A 19511-nucleotide genomic window follows, 5' to 3' on the forward strand; every position below is an offset into this window, starting at 1 on the left:
CAGGGCCCACTGCAACTACGCGCGAAACATCTGAGGAAGGTTCACGGACGATGCCGGACGAAAGAAAGCTCGTCGATTACCTGAAGTGGGTCACGGCGGATCTCCACCAGACCCGCAGGCGCCTCCAGGAAGCCGAGGCGGGCCGCCACGAGCCCGTGGCGATCGTCGGCATGGCGTGCCGCTTCCCGGGCGGCGTGCGAACCCCGGAGGACCTCTGGGAGATGCTGGCCGCCGGCCGCGACGCCATCGGCGGCTTCCCGGCCGACCGCGGCTGGGACCTGGAGACGCTCGCCGGTGACGGAGAGGGCGCCAGCAGCACGCAGGAGGGAGGATTCCTGCACGACGTCGCCGACTTCGACCCGGGCTTCTTCGACATCTCGCCCCGCGAGGCCCTGGCCATGGACCCGCAGCAGCGGCTGCTCCTCGAAACCGCCTGGGAGGCCGTGGAACGCGCCGGGATCGCCCCCGGCAGCCTGCGCGGCAGCCGTACCGGTGTCTTCGTCGGTACCAACTCGCAGGACTACGCCCACCTCGTCCTCGCCTCCGACGACGACATGGGCGGCTACGCGGGCAACGGCCTGGCCGCCAGCGTGATGTCCGGCCGGCTGTCCTTCGCGCTCGGCTTCGAAGGACCCGCCGTCACCCTCGACACCGCGTGCTCCTCGGCCCTGGTCGCCCTGCACCTGGCCGCCCAGTCCGTGCGCTCCGGCGAGGCCGACCTCGCGCTGGCCGGCGGTGTCACCGTCATGACCACCTCGGCCGGCTTCGTCGGCTTCAGCCTCCAGGGCGGCCTCGCCACGGACGGCCGCTGCAAGGCGTTCGCCGACTCCGCCGACGGCACCGGCTGGTCCGAGGGCGTCGGCATGATCCTCGTCGAACGGCTCTCCGAGGCCCGGCGCAAGGGCCACCCGGTGCTCGCCGTGCTGCGCGGCTCCGCCGTGAACCAGGACGGCGCCTCCAACGGCCTCAGCGCCCCCAACGGGCCCGCCCAGCAGCGGGTCATCCGCGACGCGCTGGCCTCCGCCGGGCTCTCGCCCGCCGACGTCGACGCCGTCGAGGCGCACGGCACCGGAACCACCCTCGGCGACCCCATCGAGGCACAGGCCCTGCTCGCCACCTACGGCCAGGACCGCGACGCGAGCCGTCCGCTGCGCCTCGGCACGGTGAAGTCCAACATCGGCCACACCCAGGCCGCCGCGGGCGCCGCGGGCGTCATCAAGATGGTCCTGGCGCTGCGCCACGGGCTGCTGCCCCGCACCCTGCACGTCGACGCGCCCTCCACGCACGTCGACTGGGACGCCGGCCACGTCAGCCTGCTCACCGAGGCCACCCCCTGGCCCGAGGGCGAGCAGACGCGCCGGGCCGGTGTGTCGTCCTTCGGCATCAGCGGCACCAACGCCCACGTCATCCTCGAAGAGGCCCCCGCGGCCGACGAGGACACCGACACCGACGCCGAGCCGCGGCCCGAGCCGGTCGTCCCGCGCGCCGTGCCGTGGCCCGTGTCGGCCCGCACCGCCGCGGCCCTCGACGCCCAGCTGGAGCGGGTACGGCCGCTCACCGCGTCCGGCGCCGACCCCGTCGCCGTCGGCCACGCGCTGGCCGCCACCCGCACCCCCTTCGAACACCGGGCGCTGCTCGTCGCCGCGGACGGCGGCCTCACCGAGGCCGCCCGCGGCACCGTCCCCTCCGGCGACCGCCCCGCCCTCGCCGTGCTGTTCTCCGGCCAGGGTGCCCAGCGCCTCGGCATGGGCCGTGAACTCCACGCCCGCTTCCCGGTGTTCGCCGCCGCCCTGGACGAGACCCTCGCCCTGCTCGACGAGCGCCTCGGCCACTCGCTGCGCGACGTCATGTGGGGCGAGGACGCCGAGGCCCTCGACGACACCGGCCACACCCAGCCCGCCCTGTTCGCCGTCGAGGTCGCCCTCCACCGCCTGTTCGCCTCCTGGGGACTGCGCCCCGACCACCTCGCCGGACACTCCGTGGGCGAGATCGCCGCCGTGCACGTGGCCGGCGCGCTGTCGCTGGAGGACGCCTGCACGCTGGTCGCCGCCCGCGCCGGCCTCATGCGGGACCTGCCGGCCGGCGGAGCCATGGTCGCGCTGCACGCCACCGAGGCCGAGGTGCGGCCGCTCCTCGACGAGCGGGTCTCGCTCGCCGCGGTCAACGGCCCCGAGTCCGTGGTGGTCTCCGGCGCCGAGGACGCCGTCCTCGCCATCGCCGAGCACTTCCGCGAGCAGGGCCGCCGCACCACGCGGCTGTCCGTGAGCCACGCCTTCCACTCGCCGCTCGTCGACCCGATGCTCGACGCGTTCCGGGACGTCGTCGCGAAGCTCACCTTCGGCGAGCCGTCGGTGCCCGTCGTCTCCACCCTCACCGGCGACGTCGTCACCGCCGAGGAACTGGCCACGCCGCACTACTGGGTGTGCCACGCCCGGCAGGCCGTCCGCTTCGCCGACGCCGTGCGCACCCTCGTCGACGAGGGCGCGCGGACCTTCCTCGAACTCGGCCCCGGCGGCGTGCTGTCCGCCCTCGTCGGCGAGAACACGCAGGCCATCGAGGTCACCGACATCACCGCCGTGCCCGCGCTGCGCAAGGACCAGCCGGAGGAGGCCTCCGCGCTCGGCGCGCTCGGCACCCTGTGGACCCGCGGCGCCAGGACCGACTGGGACGCCGTGTTCGAGGGCACCCTCCCCGGCCGCCCGGCCCCCGTGGACCTGCCGACGTACGCCTTCCAGCGCGACCGGTACTGGCCGAACGTGCGCGCCCGCTCCGGCGACCCCGCCGGCCTCGGCCTCGGCGCCGCCGCGCATCCGCTGCTCGGCGCCACCGTCGCCCTCGCCGACGCCGACGAGTCCGTCCTCACCGGACGCCTCTCGCCGCTGACCCACCCCTGGCTCGCCGAGCACCGCGTCGACGGCCGGATCACCGTCCCCGGCACCGCCTTCGTGGAGATCGCGGTCCGCGCGGGCGACGAGAACGGCACCCCGCGCCTGGACCGGCTCGACCTGCTCGCCCCGCTGACCCTCGGCGACCGCGACGCGGTCCTGCTCCAGGTGCGCGTCGGCCCCGCGGACGACTCCGGGCAGCGGACCCTCTCCGTGCACGCCCGCCCGGCGAACGCGGACGACGCCCCCTGGACCACGTACGCCCGTGGAGTCCTCGCCCCCGACGAGGGCGCCGAGTACACCGAGGACACAGCCACGGACCTCGTGGAGTGGCCGCCCGCCGACGCCCGCCAAGTCCCGCTCACCGAGCTGGAGTCCGACGGGCGCACCCTCGGTCCGCTCTTCAACTGCGCGACCGGCGTGTGGCGGCACGAGGGCGAGGTGTTCGCCGAGGTCGAACTGCCCGCCGGACCCGACAGCGGCTTCGGACTGCACCCCGCGCTGCTGTCCACCGCCCTGCGCGCCGCCGCCCTCGACGGCACCACGGCCGGCGAACCGGCCGGCTTCGACGGGCTCACCCTGCACGCCACCGGCGCCACCGCGCTGCGCGTCCGGCTGAGCACCACCGGACCCGACACGGTCGCCCTCACCGCCGCCGACCCCGCGGGCAACCTCGTCCTGACCGCCGACACCGTGCGCCTCGGCACCCCGGACGGCGCCGCCGGAACCCCGGCCGCCACCGGCCGCGGCGACCTGTTCGGACTGAAGTGGGCGCCCGTCAAGGCCTCCGGCCGCGCCACCGGCACCCGCTGGGCCGTCGTCGGCTCCGACGAACTCGACCTCGGCTACGCCATGCACCGCGCCGACGAGACCGTCACCGCCTACGCGGACTCCCTGGGCGGCGCCATCGGCGACAGCGGTGTCGCGCCCGACGTGTTCCTCATCCCGCTCGCGGGGGAGAAGGACGCCGGAGCGGACGGCGTGCACGCCCTCACCGCCCGCGTCCTCGGCCACCTCCAGGAGTGGCTGTCCGAACCGCGGCTCGCGGGCACCCGCCTCGTCTTCGTCACCCGCCGCGCCGTCGCCCTCGACGACGAGGACGTCCTCGACCCGGCCGGCGCGGCCGTCTGGGGACTGGTCCGCTCCGCGCAGACCGAGAACCCCGGCAGCCTGCTGCTCGTCGACCTGGACGACACGTTCCTGTCCGCCGGCGTGCTGCCCGACATCCTGACGCTCGACGAGCAGCAGCTCGCGGTCCGCGACTACCAGGTGCGCGCCGCCCGCCTCGCCCGGCTGTCGCAGACGGCCGACGACGCCCCCGCGACCGCCGACTGGAACCCCGACGGCACCGTACTGATCACCGGCGGCACCGGCGGTCTCGGCGCCGCCCTCGCCCGCCACCTGGTCACCGCGCGGGGCGCACGGCACCTGCTGCTGGCGAGCCGCCGCGGCCCCGAGGCACCCGGCACGTCCGAACTGGTCGCCGAACTGACCGGCCTGGGAGCCCGGGTGACCGTCTCCGCCTGCGACGTCGGCGACCGCGACGCCGTCGACGCGCTCGTCGCGTCGGTGCCGGCCGAACACCCGCTGACCGCCGTGGTCCACACCGCCGGTGTGCTGGACGACGCCCTGATCGGCTCGCTCACCCCGGAACGACTGACCGGTGTGCTCCGCCCCAAGGCCGACGCGGCCCTCCACCTGCACGAGGCGACCCTCGGCCAGGACCTCGCCGCGTTCGTGCTGTACTCCTCGATCTCCGGCGTCATCGGCGGCCCAGGACAGGGCAACTACGCCGCCGCCAACGCCTGTCTCGACGCGCTCGCCCACCGGCGCAGGGCGGCCGGTCTGCCCGGTGTGTCCCTCGCCTGGGGCCCCTGGGGCCGCGGCAGCGGCATGACCAGCCAGGTCAGCGACACCGACCTGGGACGGATGGACCGCGGCGGCACCCCGCCGATGAGCGTCGAGGACGGCCTCGCCCTGTTCGACGCCGCCCTCGCCCGCCCCGAGCCGGTGCTCGTGCCCACCCGGATCAACGTCGCCGGACTCCAGGTCCAGCAGTCGCTGCCCGCCCTCTGGCGCGACCTGGTGCCGCGGCCCCGGCGCGCCGCCGCCGCGGACCGCTCGCCCAAGACCGTGCTCGACGGGCTGCGCACGCTCGACACCGCCGGCCGGGAGAAGCTGCTCACCGAGCTGGTCGTCGGCTTCACCGCGGGCCTGCTCGGCCACGCCGACCCCGCCGCCGTCGACCCCGAGCGCGGCTTCCTGGAACTGGGCTTCGACTCGCTGGTCTCGGTCAGCCTGCGCAACCAGCTCGGCGAACTCCTCGGGCTGCGCCTGCCGACGTCGGTGGTCTTCGACAGCAAGACGCCGGTGAAGCTGGCCCGCCACCTCAACGAGGAACTGGGGGACCTGTCCGCTCCCGGCAAGGCGTCCGGCACCGCCGCCGCCGGCACCACGGTGCACCCCGACGACACGCTGGTCGGCCTGTTCCACAACGCGGTGCGCGGCGGCAAGCTCGTCGAGGCGATGCGGATGCTGAAGGCGGTCGCCAACACGCGGCCCACCTTCGACACGCCCGCCGACCTGGAGGAGCTGTCCGAGCCCGTCACCCTGGCCACCGGCCCCGGCTCACCGCGGCTGATCTTCGTCAGCGCGCCCGGCGCCACCGGCGGTGTCCACCAGTACGCCCGCATCGCCGCCCACTTCCGCGGCAGCCGCCATGTGTCGGCGCTGCCGCTGATGGGCTTCGCCCCCGGCGAGCTGCTGCCCGCCACCAGCGACGCGGCGGCCCGGATCGTCGCCGAGAGCGTCCTGATGGCGAGCGACGGCGAACCGTTCGTGATGGTCGGCCACTCCACCGGTGGTTCCCTCGCCTACCTCGCGGCCGGTGTCCTGGAGGAGACCTGGGGCGTGAAGCCGGAGGCGGTCGTCCTGCTCGACACGGCGTCCATCCGGTACGACCCCTCGGAGGGCAACAACCTGGACCAGACGACCCGCTTCTACCTGGCCGACATCGACTCGCCGTCCGTGACGCTCAACAGCGCCCGGATGTCCGCGATGGCGCACTGGTTCATGCTGATGACGGACATCGACGCGCCCGCGACGACCGCCCCGACGCTGCTCCTGCGCGCCACGCAGGCCAACAACGGCTTCATGCTCGACACCTCCGCGGTGCCGGCCGACGCCGTACGCGACATCGACGCCGACCATCTGTCCCTGGCCATGGAGCACTCGGCGCTGACCGCCGAGGCCATCGAGAACTGGCTCGCCGAACTCCCGGACGGCGAGGCCTGAGCCGGGTCCGGCCGGTGCACGCCACCCCGGCCGGGTCCTCCCTGTCCCCCCACCGCATCCGGGGCGCCGCCCACTTCCACGGCGCCGCCCCGGGTGCGACAGCGGCCCCCGGGGCCTCTCGTTCGGATCATGCCGGGCTGATCCGGCCCGATCCGAGCGAAAGACCCCAGCCGGGGACCCGCGCACACCATCACTGCCCCAAGGAGTAGCAGTCCCATGCTCAACCCCACCCCGCCGCCCTCCCTCGAGGACCCCGAGCCCTCGGTGCTCCGCCTCAGCCCGCTGCTGCGCGAGCTCCAGATGCGCGCTCCCGTCACCAGGATCACCACCCCGGCCGGCGACGAGGGCTGGCTGGTGACCCGGCACGCCGAGCTGAAGCAGCTCCTGCACGACGAGCGTCTGGCCCGCGCGCACGCCGACCCGGCCAACGCGCCCCGCTACGTCAAGAACCCGTTGATGGACCTGCTCATCATGGGCGACGTCGAGGCGGCCCGCGCCGCGCACGCCGAGCTGCGCACCCTGCTCACCCCGCAGTTCTCCGCCCGCCGGGTGCTCAACATGATGCCGATGGTGGAGGCGATCGCGGGACAGATCCTGGACGGTTTCGCCGCCCAGGAGCGCCCCGCCGACCTGCGGGGCAACTTCTCGCTGCCGTACTCGCTGACCGTGCTGTGCGCCCTGATCGGCATCCCGATGCAGGAGCAGGGCCGGCTCCTCGCGGTGCTGGGCGAGATGGCCACGCTGAACGACGCGGAGAGCGTGGCCAAGAGCCAGGCGGAGCTGTTCGGGCTGCTGGTCGAGCTGGCCGGCCGCAAGCGGGCCGAACCCGGCGACGACGTCATCTCCCGGCTGTGTCAGACGGTCCCGGAGGACGAGCGCATCGGCCCCATCGCCGCGAGCCTGCTCTTCGCCGGCCTCGACAGCGTCGCCACCCATGTCGACCTGGGCGTCGTGCTGTTCACGCAGTACCCGGACCAGCTCCGCGAGGCGCTCGCCGACGAGAAGCTGATGAAGAGCGGCGTCGAGGAGATCCTGCGGGCCGCGAAGGCCGGCGGCTCGGGTGCCGCGCTGCCGCGCTACGCCACCGACGACATCACCATCGGCGACGTCACCATGCACACCGGCGACCTGGTGCTGCTCGACTTCACGCTGGTCAACTTCGACGAGGCGGTCTTCGACGAGCCGGAGGTCTTCGACATCCGCCGCTCGCCCAACGAGCACCTGACGTTCGGGCACGGCATGTGGCACTGCATCGGCGCGCCGCTGGCCCGGATGATGCTGAAGACCGCCTACACGCAGCTGTTCACCCGGCTGCCCGGCCTGAGGCTGGCCCGCCCGGTGGAGGAGCTCCAGGTGACGTCGGGCCAGCTCAACGGCGGCCTCACCGAACTCCCCGTCACCTGGTGACACACCGCCCTCCGAGACCAGCGGCGGCCCCCACTGCCTGACGGGCGGGGGCCGCCGCCTTGTTTCAGGGAGCCGGTCCGGGCCGGCCCGGCGTCACCTCAGGTGCCGGGCGAAGAACCGGGCTCCGTCCTCCACCTCGAACCACGGGGTGCCGGTGTGCCCGCCGAGATTGGCGTGCAGCGTCTTCTCCTTGGTGCCGAAGGCGTCGAACAGGTCCAGGGCCCGCTGCCGGGGGTTCCCGTCGTCGTCCCACTGCAGCAGGAACAGCAGGGGAATGGTGACCTGCCGGGCCTCCTCGCGCTGGGCGCGGGGCACGTAACCCCCGGCGAAGAGACCGGCGGCCGCGATGCGCGGCTCCAGGACCGCCAGCCGGATGCCGACGGCGGTCCACCCCGAGTACCCGACCGGACCGCCGATCCCGGGCAGTTCGAGAAGAGCGTCCAGGGTGGTCCGCCATTCCGGGACCGCCTTCTCGACCAGCGGGCCGACGAAGGACTCGAAGATCTCGTCGACCGGCTCGCCGGCCCGCATCGCCCGGCGGAGTTCGGCGCGGGCCTGCTCGTCGGCGGCGGAACGGGGCCGCTCACCGCACCCGGCGGCGTCGATGGCGGCCACCGCGTAGCCGTGCGCCGCGGCGTGCCGGGCCCGGGCCACCAGCCGGGCTTCCCCCTTGGGCAGGCCGTTGTTGTGGGCCATCAGGATCAGCGGAGCCGGCGCGGATCCGGGCGTCCACAGGGTGCCGGGGATCTCGCCGAGGGTGAACTCGCGCTCGAGGACGCCGTCGTCGAGGCGCTGTTCAGAAGTGAAATGCATGGTCGTGTCCTTCGGGAGTGCTCTTGAACGGCGCTCCCGGACGACCTATCGCCCGACCGTGACCCCGGAGGGGAGCACCCATGTCGAAACTGCGTTCACGGGTACCACCTCCTCGTTCTCTCGCACGGCCACCGAAAACGTAGCAGCGCTCACCGCGGTCCGCCAAACGGTTTTTGCGCGGGCTCACAGAGTGATCCAGTACCGGCGCTTGCCGCCCGCGTCCGTCGTGCGGACGTCTTCCAGGACGCCGCCGTTGCGTTCGATGCCGCGTGCCGACCCGATGTTGTCGTCGTCGCACGTGACGAGGACCCGGTCCAGGCCGAGCGCACGGGCCTCGGGCAGAACCGCCCCGAGGGCCCACGTCGCCAGGCCGCGCCTCCGGAAGGAGGGCCGGACGCTGTACCCGATGTGCCCGCCGACGTCGAGCAGAAAGGCGTTCAGGTAGTGCCGCAGATCGATGGCTCCCAGGTAGGTGTCGTCCTCGACGATCCACCAATGCGTGGCATGGACGCGCCCTTCTCGTGTCCCGTCCTGGGGGCCGCCCGGAGTCCACTCGTCACGCGCCGCGAGCCATGAGGGGTGCAGCCGGCCGGTGGGCGCGATCAGTTCAGGCATGCGGCCGACGCCAGCACTCGCACGTCCCCCGTCGGTGGGGGATCGCGGTGGGACGACGAGGGCCTCCTGGCCGGCGGTTGGGGATCTCGCGATCCGTACCGGGACCAGGAGGCCCTCGTCTCGTCAGTCCTCCACGACCGTGATCGCCATCGAGGGGCAGACCACCGCGGCCTCGCGGACCGCGTCCAGCGTGTCCGGGTCAGACGGCTGTCCGAGGACGGTCACCAGGCCGTCGTCGTCCTGGTCGAACACGTCCGACACGGTCAGCACGCACTGTCCGGCACCGACGCAGCGGTCGATGTCCACATTGACGCGCACCATCATTCCTCCAGGGTCGTTCCATCGGGCCGGCCGCCGCGGCGGACCGGCCCGTCGCTCAGCTCCAGGTGACGGGCAGCTCGTGCAGTCCGAACAGCACGCCGTCGTACTTCAGGGACAACTCCTCGACCGGCACGGCCAGTTCGAGGGTCGGGATACGCTCGAACAGGGTCCGGTAGGCGATCTCCATCTCGACCCGCACCAGGTTCTGCCCGAGACACTGGTGGACGCCGTATCCGAACGCCACGTGCGAGCGCGCGGAACGCTCCGGGTCGAACTCGTCGGGCCGGTCGAAGACCGAACCGTCGTGGTTGGCCGCGGCGATCAGCGGCACGATGCCCTCGCCGGCCTTGACGAGCTGACCGCCGATCTCCACGTCCTCGACCGCCACCCGGAAGGACACCAGGTCGGCGACCGAGTAGTAGCGCAGCATCTCCTCCACGATGCGGTCGTCGCCGATCCACTTCGGGTTGGTCAGCAACTGGACGACGCCCAGGCCGATGTTGTTCGCCGTGGTCTCGTGCCCCGCGATGAGCAGGAGCATCGCCACCCCGGACAGCTCCTGCCGGGACATGGTGCCGGCCTGGATCAGCCTGCTGATCAGGTCCTCGCCGGGACGGCGGCCCTTGATCTGGATGAGCCGGTTCAGATAGCGCAGCAGCGCCTTGGAGGCCGCGTCGCGTTCGTCGTCGGTGGAGGAGAGGGTCACCAGGACCCTCGTCTTCGCCTCGAAGAAGTCCCGGTCCGCCTTGGGCACCCCGAGCAGGTCGGAGATGACCAGCGACGGCACGGACAGGGCGAAGTCCGCGATCAGGTCGGCCGAATTGCCCGCGGCGAGCATCGCGTCGATCCGCTCGTCCACGATCTGCTGGATCGCCGGTCGCAGCTCCCGCACCTTGCGCACGGTGAACTCCGGGATCAGCGTCTTGCGGAACCGGTCGTGCTCCGGCGGATCCAGCGCCACGAACCAGCCCGGTACCTCCGACTGCGAGGGGGCGCCGCCGGTGCGCCTGGCCCTCGGGAAGCCGGGACGGGAGGGGTCCGCGCTGATCCGGGGGTCCGTCAGCACGGCCCGCACGTCCTCGTGCCGCGTCACCAGCCACACCGGGCCGCTCGCGGGCAGTTCGGAGCGGACCAGGCCCTCGCCCGCCCGGTAGTCGGCGTACTCCGGCGGCGGGAACGGACGCCCCGGCCGCCGCAGCGGGAAGGCGACGGGGCAGCCCGGCGCGTACGTCGTCGTCTCGGCGTCGGCGGTCATCGCTTGACTCCGTGGAAGTCCCGGATCCGGTCGGTGATGAACTCCTGGTCCTGCGCGGTGAGTCCGGTGTGCGTGGGCAGGTAGAACCCGTCCTCGCTGAACCGGGAGGCGTTCAGCGACGGCCAGTCGGCGTCGAAGTAGCCCGGCTGACGGCTCATCGGCTTGAAGAACACCCGCGTCTCGATGCCCTGTTCGGCCAGGTACGCGCACAGCTCGTCACGCCGCTCGGCCCGCAGGTCGTACATCCACAGCACGTCGCGGGCCGGCATCAGCGTGATGCCGGGCACGTCCCGCAGCGCGTCGTCGTAGCGCTTCTCGATGTCGCGGCGGGCCGCGAGGATCGTGTCGAGCTGCTCGGTCTGCGCGAGCGCCACCGCGGCCTGCATGTTCGTCATGCGGTAGTTGTAGGCCAGCTTCTTGTGCAGGAAGCTGTGGTCCCTGGTGAACGCCATCGCCCGCAAGTGGGCCATCTGCTCGGCCAGATGGGCGTCCCGGGTCAGGCACACCCCGCCCTCGCCCGCCGTGATGATCTTGTTGGCGAACAGCGAGAAGCAGGCGATGTCGCCCACCGGCCGTACCCCGTGCGCCTCGGCCGAGTCCTCGACCACCCGCAGGTTGTACTCGTACGCCAGGTTCATGATGGCGTCCATGTCGCACTGCCGGCCGTAGATGTGCACCGGCATGATCACCTTGGTGCGCGAGGTGATCTTCTCCTCGATGCGGGAGACGTCGATGTTCAGGTCGTCGCCGCAGTCCACGAACACCGGGGTCGCCCCCGTGTAGGTGACCGCCCACGCGGAGGCGATCATCGTGAACTCCGGGACGATCACCTCGTCGCCGGGACCGACGCCCAGCGCGCGCAGCGCCAGCGTCAGCGCGGTGGTGCCCGAGGAACAGGCGACCCCGTGCGGCATGTCGTTGTAGGCGGCGAACGCCTCCTCGAACCGCCGGACGTAGGGACCCTGCGACGAGATCCAGCCGCCGCCGACGGCCTCCGTCACATACTCGAGCTCGCGGCCCTTCAGCCACGGCATGGAGACCGGATACGTATAGGACATCCTTGACTTCCTAGGTCAGTCGTTCGCCAGGACGGGGAGTCCGAGCAGCAGGTCCGCGGCGGCGGTACGACCGCCCGCGGCCTTCAGCAGCCCGGCGTAGTACTCGGCGCGCTCGGTGAAGGACGGCTCGTTCAGCACGCGGGTGACCTTGTCGAGGACGTCGTCCGTGTCGACGGTCTCGGGGCGGTCGACGGTCAGGCTCACGCCGAAGTCCTGGCCGCGCACGGCCTGGTCGTCGCAGTCCACCCACAACGGCCGCACCACCAGCGGCTTTCCGAAGTACAGACCCTCGTGGTAGCCGTTGCCGCCGGCGTGCGTGAAGAACAGCTTGACGTTCGGGTGCGCCAGCACGTCGAGCTGCGAGGGCACCCAGTTCTCGATCCGCAGGTTCGCGGGCAGTTCCTCCGCCGGGGGCAGCAGGTGCTGCTGCTCGCTCGGCAGCTTCCACAGGACCTGGTGGCCCTCGCCGTCAAGGCGGCGGGCCACCTCCACGAGCGAGGCGACCTGCTCCCGGGTGAGCCGGGTGATGGTGCCGAAGCCCATGTAGACCACGGACTTCTGCTCGTTCAGCCAGTCCGACAGACCGTCGTCGTCCGGCGCCTGCGGCAGCGGCGGCACCAGCGTGCCCACCAGCCGCACCTTCTCGTGCATCGGGAACGGGTAGTCCAGTTCGGGCACCGAGTAGCACAGCACCTGCTCGGCGTGGTCGACGCGCGCCATCATCTGCCGCGCCTCGGGGGAGATGCCCAGCTCGCCGCGGACCCGGTTGTCCTCCTCGACGACCTCGCGGATCTCCTTCGTCATGAACATCCCGAGCGTGCGCACCCGGAACAGCTCGTTCTCCACCCGCTGGGCGATCGTCATCCTCCCGGGCAGCCCCGAGTGCGGCACCGGGAACCCGGACGGCGTGTACGACTTGGCGAACGGCACGTGCGAGGTGAGCACGTTGCTCGGCAGGAACGGCACCCCGAGCACGAACGGGATTCCCTTGGTGATCGCGAGCTCGTACCCGAACTGGCACATGCTCTCGATCACCATCAGGGCGGGCTCGACCTCCTCGACGACCTTCTCCAGCGCCCGGTACTTCTCCACCCGGGTCTGGGGCGCGAAGGAGTGCCGGATCACCGCGCGGTGCGCCTTGAAGCGGGAGCGCTGCGTCACCTCGGCGTAGGTCTCGTCGTCCCAGGTGACCGCCGACATCTGCGACACGGTGTCGCCGAGCGAGGCGAACCGCAGCGGACTGTCCACCGAGGACGACTCGATCTGGTCCCGCGCCTTCTCGTCCGTGGCGAACCACAGATCCTCCACCCCGCGCCGGGACAATTCCTCGGCCAGTACGAGCAGTGGATTGAGAAGGCCGCTTTCGGCATAACTGACGAACAGGATCGGCCGCCTGTGCGCGCCCATGGACAACACCCTCCGGAAAGTGGCGGGCCACGCGGGCCCGCACGCCTCGCGTCCACCCACCGAATGTCGCCGGATGACCGCATTCGCCGACGCCGCCGCCTGTCGCGCACGCCGTCACAGGACACCGCCGACCCCGCCGCGCGGAGCGCTGTGCCGCGCGGGAGAAGCGTGCCGCTGACTTCTTCTCACGCCACGGTCCGGGGAATCCCTAGTCTTCGCCCCCGAGCGGGGTGTTTTCGTGCCGTCCGGGCGCGGGCGGGCTCCGAACGCCGAGATTCCTTAGGGAAAAGTACAGCCTTTGCGCCCCTACGATCCGGCAGGCAGAGGTGTCCACAGGACCGACTTTTTCCGCAGGGGTGAGCGAGGCATGACGATCGGAGCCGACGAGGACCCGGTAGTGGTCGTCGGAATGGCCTGCCGCTTCCCGGGAGGCGTCGAGGGACCCGAGGACCTGTGGGAGCTGGTCCGCGACGGCCGCGACGCCACCGGGCCGTTCCCCGGCGACCGCGGCTGGGACCTGGCCGCGCTGGCCGGCGACGGACCCGGCCGCAGCGTGACCCACCGGGGCGGATTCCTCGCCGCGGCCGCCGACTTCGACGCCGGCTTCTTCGGGATGTCGCCCCGCGAGGCCGTCTCCACCGACCCGCAGCAGCGGCTCGTCCTGGAGACCTCCTGGGAGGCCCTGGAACACGCCGGCATCGACCCGCACACCCTGAGCGGCACCCGCACCGGCGTCTTCGTCGGCACCGGCGGCCAGGACTACGCGGCCGTCACCAACGCCTCCTCCGAGGACCTCGCCGGACACGCCCTCACCGGACTGTCGCCGAGCATCGCCTCCGGGCGGCTCGCCCACTTCCTCGGCCTCGAAGGGCCCGCCGTCACGCTCGACACGGCGTCCTCCTCGTCCCTGGTCGCCCTCCACTACGCGCTGCGCTCGCTGCGGTCGGGGGAGTGCGACACCGCCCTGGCCGGCGGTGTCACCGTGATGTCCACCCCGGTCGGGTTCGTCGCCTACACCCGGCAGGGCGGCCTCGCCGCCGACGGCCGCTGCAAGGTCTTCTCCGACGACGCCGACGGCACCACCTGGGCGGAGGGCGCCGGCATCGTCGTACTGGAGCGGCTGTCCACCGCCCGCGCCGCCGGGCACCGGGTGCTGGCCGTGCTGCGCGGCTCCGCCGTCAACCAGGACGGCGCCTCCGACGGCCTCACCGCCCCCAGCGGGCGGGCCCAGGAACGCGTCGTCCGCGAGGCCCTCGCCGACGCCGGACTCAGTGCCGCCGACGTCGACCTCGTCGAGGCGCACGGCACCGGCACCCGCCTCGGCGACCCCATCGAGGCCCGGGCCCTGCTCGCCACCTACGGCCAGGACCGCGACGGCGGCCGGCCGCTGCGCCTGGGCTCCCTGAAGTCGAACATCGGGCACGCGCAGGCCGCCGCCGGCATCGGCGGATTCATCAAGGCCGTCCAGGCGATGCGACACGGCCTGATGCCGCGCACCCTGAACGTCTCGGCCCCGACCCGGCACGTCGACTGGTCGGCCGGCGCCGTCGAACTCCTCACCGAGGCCCTGCCCTGGCCCGCCACCACCCGCCCCCGCCGGGCCGCGGTCTCCTCCTTCGGCATCAGCGGCACCAACGCCCACGTCATCGTGGAAGAGGCCCCGACGACCGCCGCCGCTGCCGGGCCCGGCAGCCGCCACGCCGCCTCCGCCGCCGAGCCCGCCCATCGCGGCGCGGCCTCTGCCGCCGCGTCCGGCGAGGGGCGTGCTGCCCCGGCTGCCGGGTCCGCCGGGCGGCCCGCTGTCTCCGCAGTGGAGTCCGCCGACACCTCCGCCGCCGAGCCCGCCGCTCAACTCGCCGCCGCCGTCGTGCCCGCCGCGGGCGCCGTCGTGTGGCCCGTGTCCGGGGCCTCGCCGCAGGCGCTCGACGCGCAGGTCGAGCGGCTCATCTCATTCGTCCGTGCGCATCCCGGGGTCGATCCGCTGGACGTCGGTCATTCGCTGGCCACCGGGCGGGCAGCGTTGCGGCACCGTGCGGTGCTGACGCCGTCCGGGGACGGTGTCGTGGAGCGTGCCCGGGGTGAGGCCGCGCCCCGTTCCGTCGCCGTCCTGTTCTCGGGGCAGGGTTCCCAGCGGCTCGGCATGGGGCGTGAACTCGCCGCCCGCTTCCCGGTGTTCGCCGAGGCCCTGGACGCCGTACTGGCCGCCCTGGACGCCGAGCTGGAGCGTCCGGTGCGGTCCGTGATGTGGGGCGAGGACCCCGCCGAACTCGACCGCACCGGGTGGACCCAGCCCGCGCTGTTCGCCTTCGAGGTCGCCCTCCACCGGCTCGCCGAGTCCTTCGGACTGCGCCCCGGCGCCGTCGGCGGCCACTCCGTCGGAGAGATCGCCGCCGCGCACGTCGCCGGAGTGCTCTCGCTGGAGGACGCCGCCCGACTGGTCGCCGCCCGCGCCACGTTGATGCAGGCGCTGCCCGCAGGCGGCGCCATGTCCGCCGTCGAGGCGTCCGAGGACGAGGTCCTGCCGCTGCTCGGCGACGACGTCTCGCTCGCCGCCGTCAACGGCCCCACCGCGGTCGTCGTCTCCGGCGCCGAGGACGCCGTGGAGCGGATCGTCGCCCACTTCGCCGCCCAGGGCCGCCGCACCAGCCGCCTCGCCGTCTCGCACGCCTTCCACTCGCCGCTGATGGAGCCGATGCTCGACGCCTTCCGGGACGTCGTCCAGGGGCTCACCTTCCACGAGCCGGCCCTGCCGGTCGTGTCCAACCTCACCGGCGAACCGGCCGGCGCCGAGATCGCCACCCCCGACTACTGGGTGCGGCACGTGCGCGGCACCGTCCGCTTCGCCGACGGCGTGACGGCCCTGCGCGAGCACGGCACCGACCTGCTGGTCGAACTCGGCCCCGGCAGCGTCCTCACCGCCCTCGCCCGCACCGTCCTCGGCCCGGACACCCCGGTCGAGGCCGTACCCACCCTCCGCAAGGACCAGCCCGAGGAGACGTCCCTCACCACCGCGCTCGGCCGGCTCCACGTCCTCGGCGTGCCCGTCGACTGGTCCGCCCTCTACACCGGCACCGGAGCCCGCCGCACCGACCTGCCGACGTACGCCTTCCAGCGCGCCCGGCACTGGCCCGCCCCGCCCAGGCCCGGCGCCGGCGCCCCCGGGGGCGGCGGACACCCGCTGCTCGGCCCGGCCGTCGAACTCGCCGACGGCGGCACCGTGTCGGGGGCGACGCTCTCCGTCGCCACCCACCCCTGGCTCGCCGACCACGCCGTCGCCGGACGCGTCCTGCTGCCCGCCGCCGTGCTCGTGGAACTCGCCGTCCGCGCGGGCGACGACACCGGCTGCGACGTCCTGCACGAACTCGCCCTCGTCGAGGCGCCCGTCCTGCACGACGGCGACACCCTGAACCTCCAGGTCCGGGTCGGCCCCGCCGACGAGACCGGCCGGCGCACCGTCACCGTCCACTCCCGGCCCGGCGCCACCCCCACCGAGCCCTGGACCCTGCGGGCCGGCGGCTTCCTCGGCACCGAGCCCGGCACCACCGCCGCCCCCGACACCTCCTACGCGACCGCCTGGCCCCCGCCGGGCGCCGAACCCCTCGACCTCGACGACCACTACGAGCGGCTCGCCGACGACGGCCTCGACCTCGGCCCCGCCCTCCGCGGCCTGCGCGCGGCCTGGCGCCACGACGGCGCCGTCCTCGCCGAGGCCGAACTCCCCGCCGGCACCACCGACGACCCCGGTGCCTACGGAATGCACCCCGCGCTCCTCGACGCCGCCCGGCACGCCGCCCTCACCACGACCGGCACCCTCCCCGTCGCCTGGCACGGAGTCCGGCTGCACGCCGTCGGCGCCACCGCCCTGCGGGTGCGGATACGCACCGCCGACGACGGCACCCTGACCCTGACCGCCGCCGACGCCACCGGCGCCCCGGTGCTCACCGCCGAAGCCGTCCTCGTACGGCAGCTCACCGAGCAGGAGCGCACCGCCCCCCGGCCGCCCACGCGCACCAGGATCCAGGACACCGCCGCGCCCCGCCGCACCCGGCCCGTCGCCGCGGCACCCGGCGCCGCCCCCGCCGAACCGGCCCCGGCACCCGACACCTTCGTCACCGAACTGGCGGCCCTGGGCCCGGCCGAACGCGAACGCCGGCTCGTCTCCCTGGTGCGCGCCCAGGCGGCGGCGGTCCTCGGCCATCCCGGCCCTGACGCGGTCGGACCCCGCGCGGTCTTCAAGGAACTCGGCTTCGACTCACTGGCCGGCGTGGAACTCGGCGACCGCCTCACGGCGCTGACCGGACTACGGCTGCCGGCCACCCTCGTCTTCAACTTCCCCACACCCGAACTCGCCGCCCGGCGCATCGGGGAACTCCTCGTCGCATCCGCCTCCCCGCCGCAGGGATCGTGCGACGACGAACTCACCAGGTTCGAGGCCGTCGTGCGGACCCTGCCGGACGACGACCCCGAACGCCGGGCCGTCGCCGACCGCCTGGACGCACTCGTCGCCTCGCTCCGCCGGAACTCCGCCCCGCGGGAGTACTTCTCCGACGAGGACATCGACTCGGTGCCGGTCGACCGGCTGCTCGACATCATCGATGAAGAGTTCGAAACCACATAGCGGATCTCAGCTTTCGTTCGCGACCCGATGACGAGGACGGACCCGATGCCGGAACCCCAGCAGAACCAGCAGGAAAAAGTTGTCGACTACCTTCGCCGGGTCACCAACGATCTGCGGCGCGCCCGCCGCCGTATAGGCGAGCTGGAATCCCGCGACAACGAGCCCGTCGCGATCGTCGGAATGAGCTGCCGGCTGCCCGGCGGAGTGAGCTCGCCGGAATCCCTGTGGGAACTCGTGGAATCCGGCGGGGACGCCATTTCCGGATTTCCCGCCGACCGCGGCTGGGACATCGAGGCACTCACCGGAAACGGCGAGGGAAGCAGCTCCACGCACCAGGGCGGATTCCTCTACGAGGCCACCGACTTCGACGCCGGTTTCTTCGGCATATCGCCGCGCGAGGCCACCGCCATGGACCCGCAGCAGCGCCTGCTGCTCGAAGTCTCCTGGGAGGCCCTGGAGCGGTCCGGCATCGCCCCCACCTCCCTGCGCGGCAGCTCGACCGGTGTGTTCGTGGGCTCCTACCACTGGGGCGCCCCCTCCGCGGACACCGCCGCCGAACTCCACGGCCACGCCCTGACCGGCACCGCCGCCAGCGTGCTGTCCGGACGTCTCTCCTACGTCTACGGCCTGGAGGGTCCGGCGGTCACCGTCGACACCGCCTGCTCGTCCTCCCTGGTCGCCCTGCACATGGCGGCCCAGTCGCTGCGCCGGGGCGAGTCCTCGCTCGCCGTCGTCGGCGGCGTCACCATCCTCGCCGAGCCGTCCGTCTTCGTGGAGTTCAGCGCCCAGGGCGGCCTGGCCCCCGACGGCCGCTGCAAGGCGTTCTCCGACGAGGCCGACGGCACCGGCTGGGGCGAGGGCGTCGGCGTCCTCGTCGTCGAGCGGCTCTCCGACGCCGTCCGCAACGGCCACCCCGTCCTCGCCGTGCTGCGCGGCTCCGCCGTCAACCAGGACGGCGCCTCCAACGGCCTGACCGCCCCGAGCGGCCGCGCCCAGGAACAGGTCATCCGCCAGGCCCTCGGCAACTGCGGCCTCACCGGCGCCGACGTCGACGCCGTCGAGGCGCACGGCACCGGCACCCGCCTCGGCGACCCCATCGAGGCGCAGGCCCTGCTCGCCACCTACGGCCAGGAGCACCGCCCCGAACAGCCCCTGTGGCTGGGCTCCCTGAAGTCCAACATCGGCCACACCCAGGCCGCCGCCGGTGTCGCGGGCGTCATCAAGATGGTCATGGCGCTGCGTCACGGCGTACTGCCGCCGACCCTGCACGCCGCCTCGCCGTCCACCCACGTCGACTGGGAGTCGGGCCACGTCCGCCTCCTGGACGAGGCCGTCGCCTGGCCGGAGACCGGTCGTCCGCGCCGGGCCGCCGTGTCCTCGTTCGGCATCAGCGGCACCAACGCCCACGCCGTCCTGGAGCAGGCCCCCGTACCCGCCGAGGACACCGGGGCCGAGGACGTGCCGCCGCAGCCGGCCGTCGTGCCGGCCGCCCTGCCGTGGCTGCTCTCCGCCCACTCCGGGCAGGCGCTCCGCGACCAGGCCGCCGCCCTCGTCACCCGCCTCGGCGCCGACACCGAGCCGCGCCCCCAGGACGTCGGCCACAGCCTGCTCACCTCCCGGGCCCTGCTGGAGCGCCGGGCCGTCGTCGTCGCGGCCGGCCGCGACGACCTGCTCACCGGCAGCCGCGCGCTGGCCGAGGGCCAGTCCTGGAGCGGTCTCGTCGAGGGCACCGCCGACGTCGACGGCCGTACCGTCTTCGTGTTCCCCGGCCAGGGCTCGCAGTGGGTGGGCATGGGTGCCCAACTGCTGGACGAGTCGCCGGTGTTCGCGGAGCGGAT

The 19511-nt window shown here is 73.4% G+C and carries 9 protein-coding genes and 1 pseudogene; 4 read left to right on the top strand and 6 right to left on the bottom strand.

Annotated elements, in window-relative coordinates; genetic code table 11:
- Nucleotides 1-80 precede the first annotated feature (80 nt).
- Both ACIP4X_RS33840 and ACIP4X_RS33845 read left to right on the top strand, forming a co-directional pair.
- Nucleotides 81-6179, top strand: coding sequence for a type I polyketide synthase (locus tag ACIP4X_RS33840; protein WP_401352135.1), 6099 nt, complete (start codon nt 81-83; stop codon nt 6177-6179).
- Nucleotides 6180-6395: 216 nt separating this feature from the next.
- Nucleotides 6396-7586 (top strand): cytochrome P450, encoded by a 1191-nt coding sequence (locus ACIP4X_RS33845; protein WP_391460064.1) that lies wholly within the window; start codon nt 6396-6398, stop codon nt 7584-7586.
- Nucleotides 7587-7679: 93 nt separating this feature from the next.
- Here ACIP4X_RS33845 and ACIP4X_RS33850 read toward each other — a convergent pair whose 3' ends face one another.
- From ACIP4X_RS33850 to ACIP4X_RS33875, 6 genes are all read right to left on the bottom strand, one after another.
- Complete coding sequence (locus ACIP4X_RS33850) at nt 7680-8399, bottom strand: alpha/beta hydrolase (RefSeq protein ID WP_358738069.1); 720 nt, start codon at nt 8397-8399, stop codon at nt 7680-7682.
- Nucleotides 8400-8582: 183 nt separating this feature from the next.
- Nucleotides 8583-9014 (bottom strand): GNAT family N-acetyltransferase, encoded by a 432-nt coding sequence (locus ACIP4X_RS33855; RefSeq protein ID WP_358738067.1) that lies wholly within the window; start codon nt 9012-9014, stop codon nt 8583-8585.
- 123 nt (nt 9015-9137) lie between these two features.
- Nucleotides 9138-9332: a ferredoxin gene (locus ACIP4X_RS33860; RefSeq protein WP_358738076.1), complete on the bottom strand. Its 195-nt coding sequence runs from the start codon at nt 9330-9332 to the stop codon at nt 9138-9140.
- Between the two features lie 58 nt (nt 9333-9390).
- A complete protein-coding gene (locus tag ACIP4X_RS33865) occupies nt 9391-10590 on the bottom strand; it encodes a cytochrome P450 (protein ID WP_391460067.1) in 1200 nt (399 codons plus the stop codon).
- The gene (locus ACIP4X_RS33870) at nt 10587-11648 is read right to left on the bottom strand and encodes a DegT/DnrJ/EryC1/StrS family aminotransferase (RefSeq protein ID WP_358738063.1); all 1062 of its coding nucleotides are present in this window, start codon (nt 11646-11648) and stop codon (nt 10587-10589) included. The genes ACIP4X_RS33865 and ACIP4X_RS33870 overlap by 4 nt, the downstream gene beginning before the upstream one ends.
- Nucleotides 11649-11663: 15 nt before the next feature.
- A complete protein-coding gene (locus tag ACIP4X_RS33875) occupies nt 11664-13055 on the bottom strand; it encodes a glycosyltransferase (RefSeq protein ID WP_358738061.1) in 1392 nt (463 codons plus the stop codon).
- A gap of 382 nt (nt 13056-13437) precedes the next feature.
- Here ACIP4X_RS33875 and ACIP4X_RS33880 point away from each other — a divergent pair.
- Nucleotides 13438-17673, top strand: a pseudogene (locus ACIP4X_RS33880) (type I polyketide synthase); the annotation flags it as partial.
- Between the two features lie 45 nt (nt 17674-17718).
- Nucleotides 17719-19511: type I polyketide synthase (locus ACIP4X_RS33885; RefSeq protein WP_401352132.1), on the top strand; the 1793-nt coding region annotated here is incomplete at its 3' end.

The sequence above is a fragment of the Streptomyces sp. NPDC088817 genome (assembly GCF_044750345.1).
Taxonomy (GTDB): domain Bacteria; phylum Actinomycetota; class Actinomycetes; order Streptomycetales; family Streptomycetaceae; genus Streptomyces.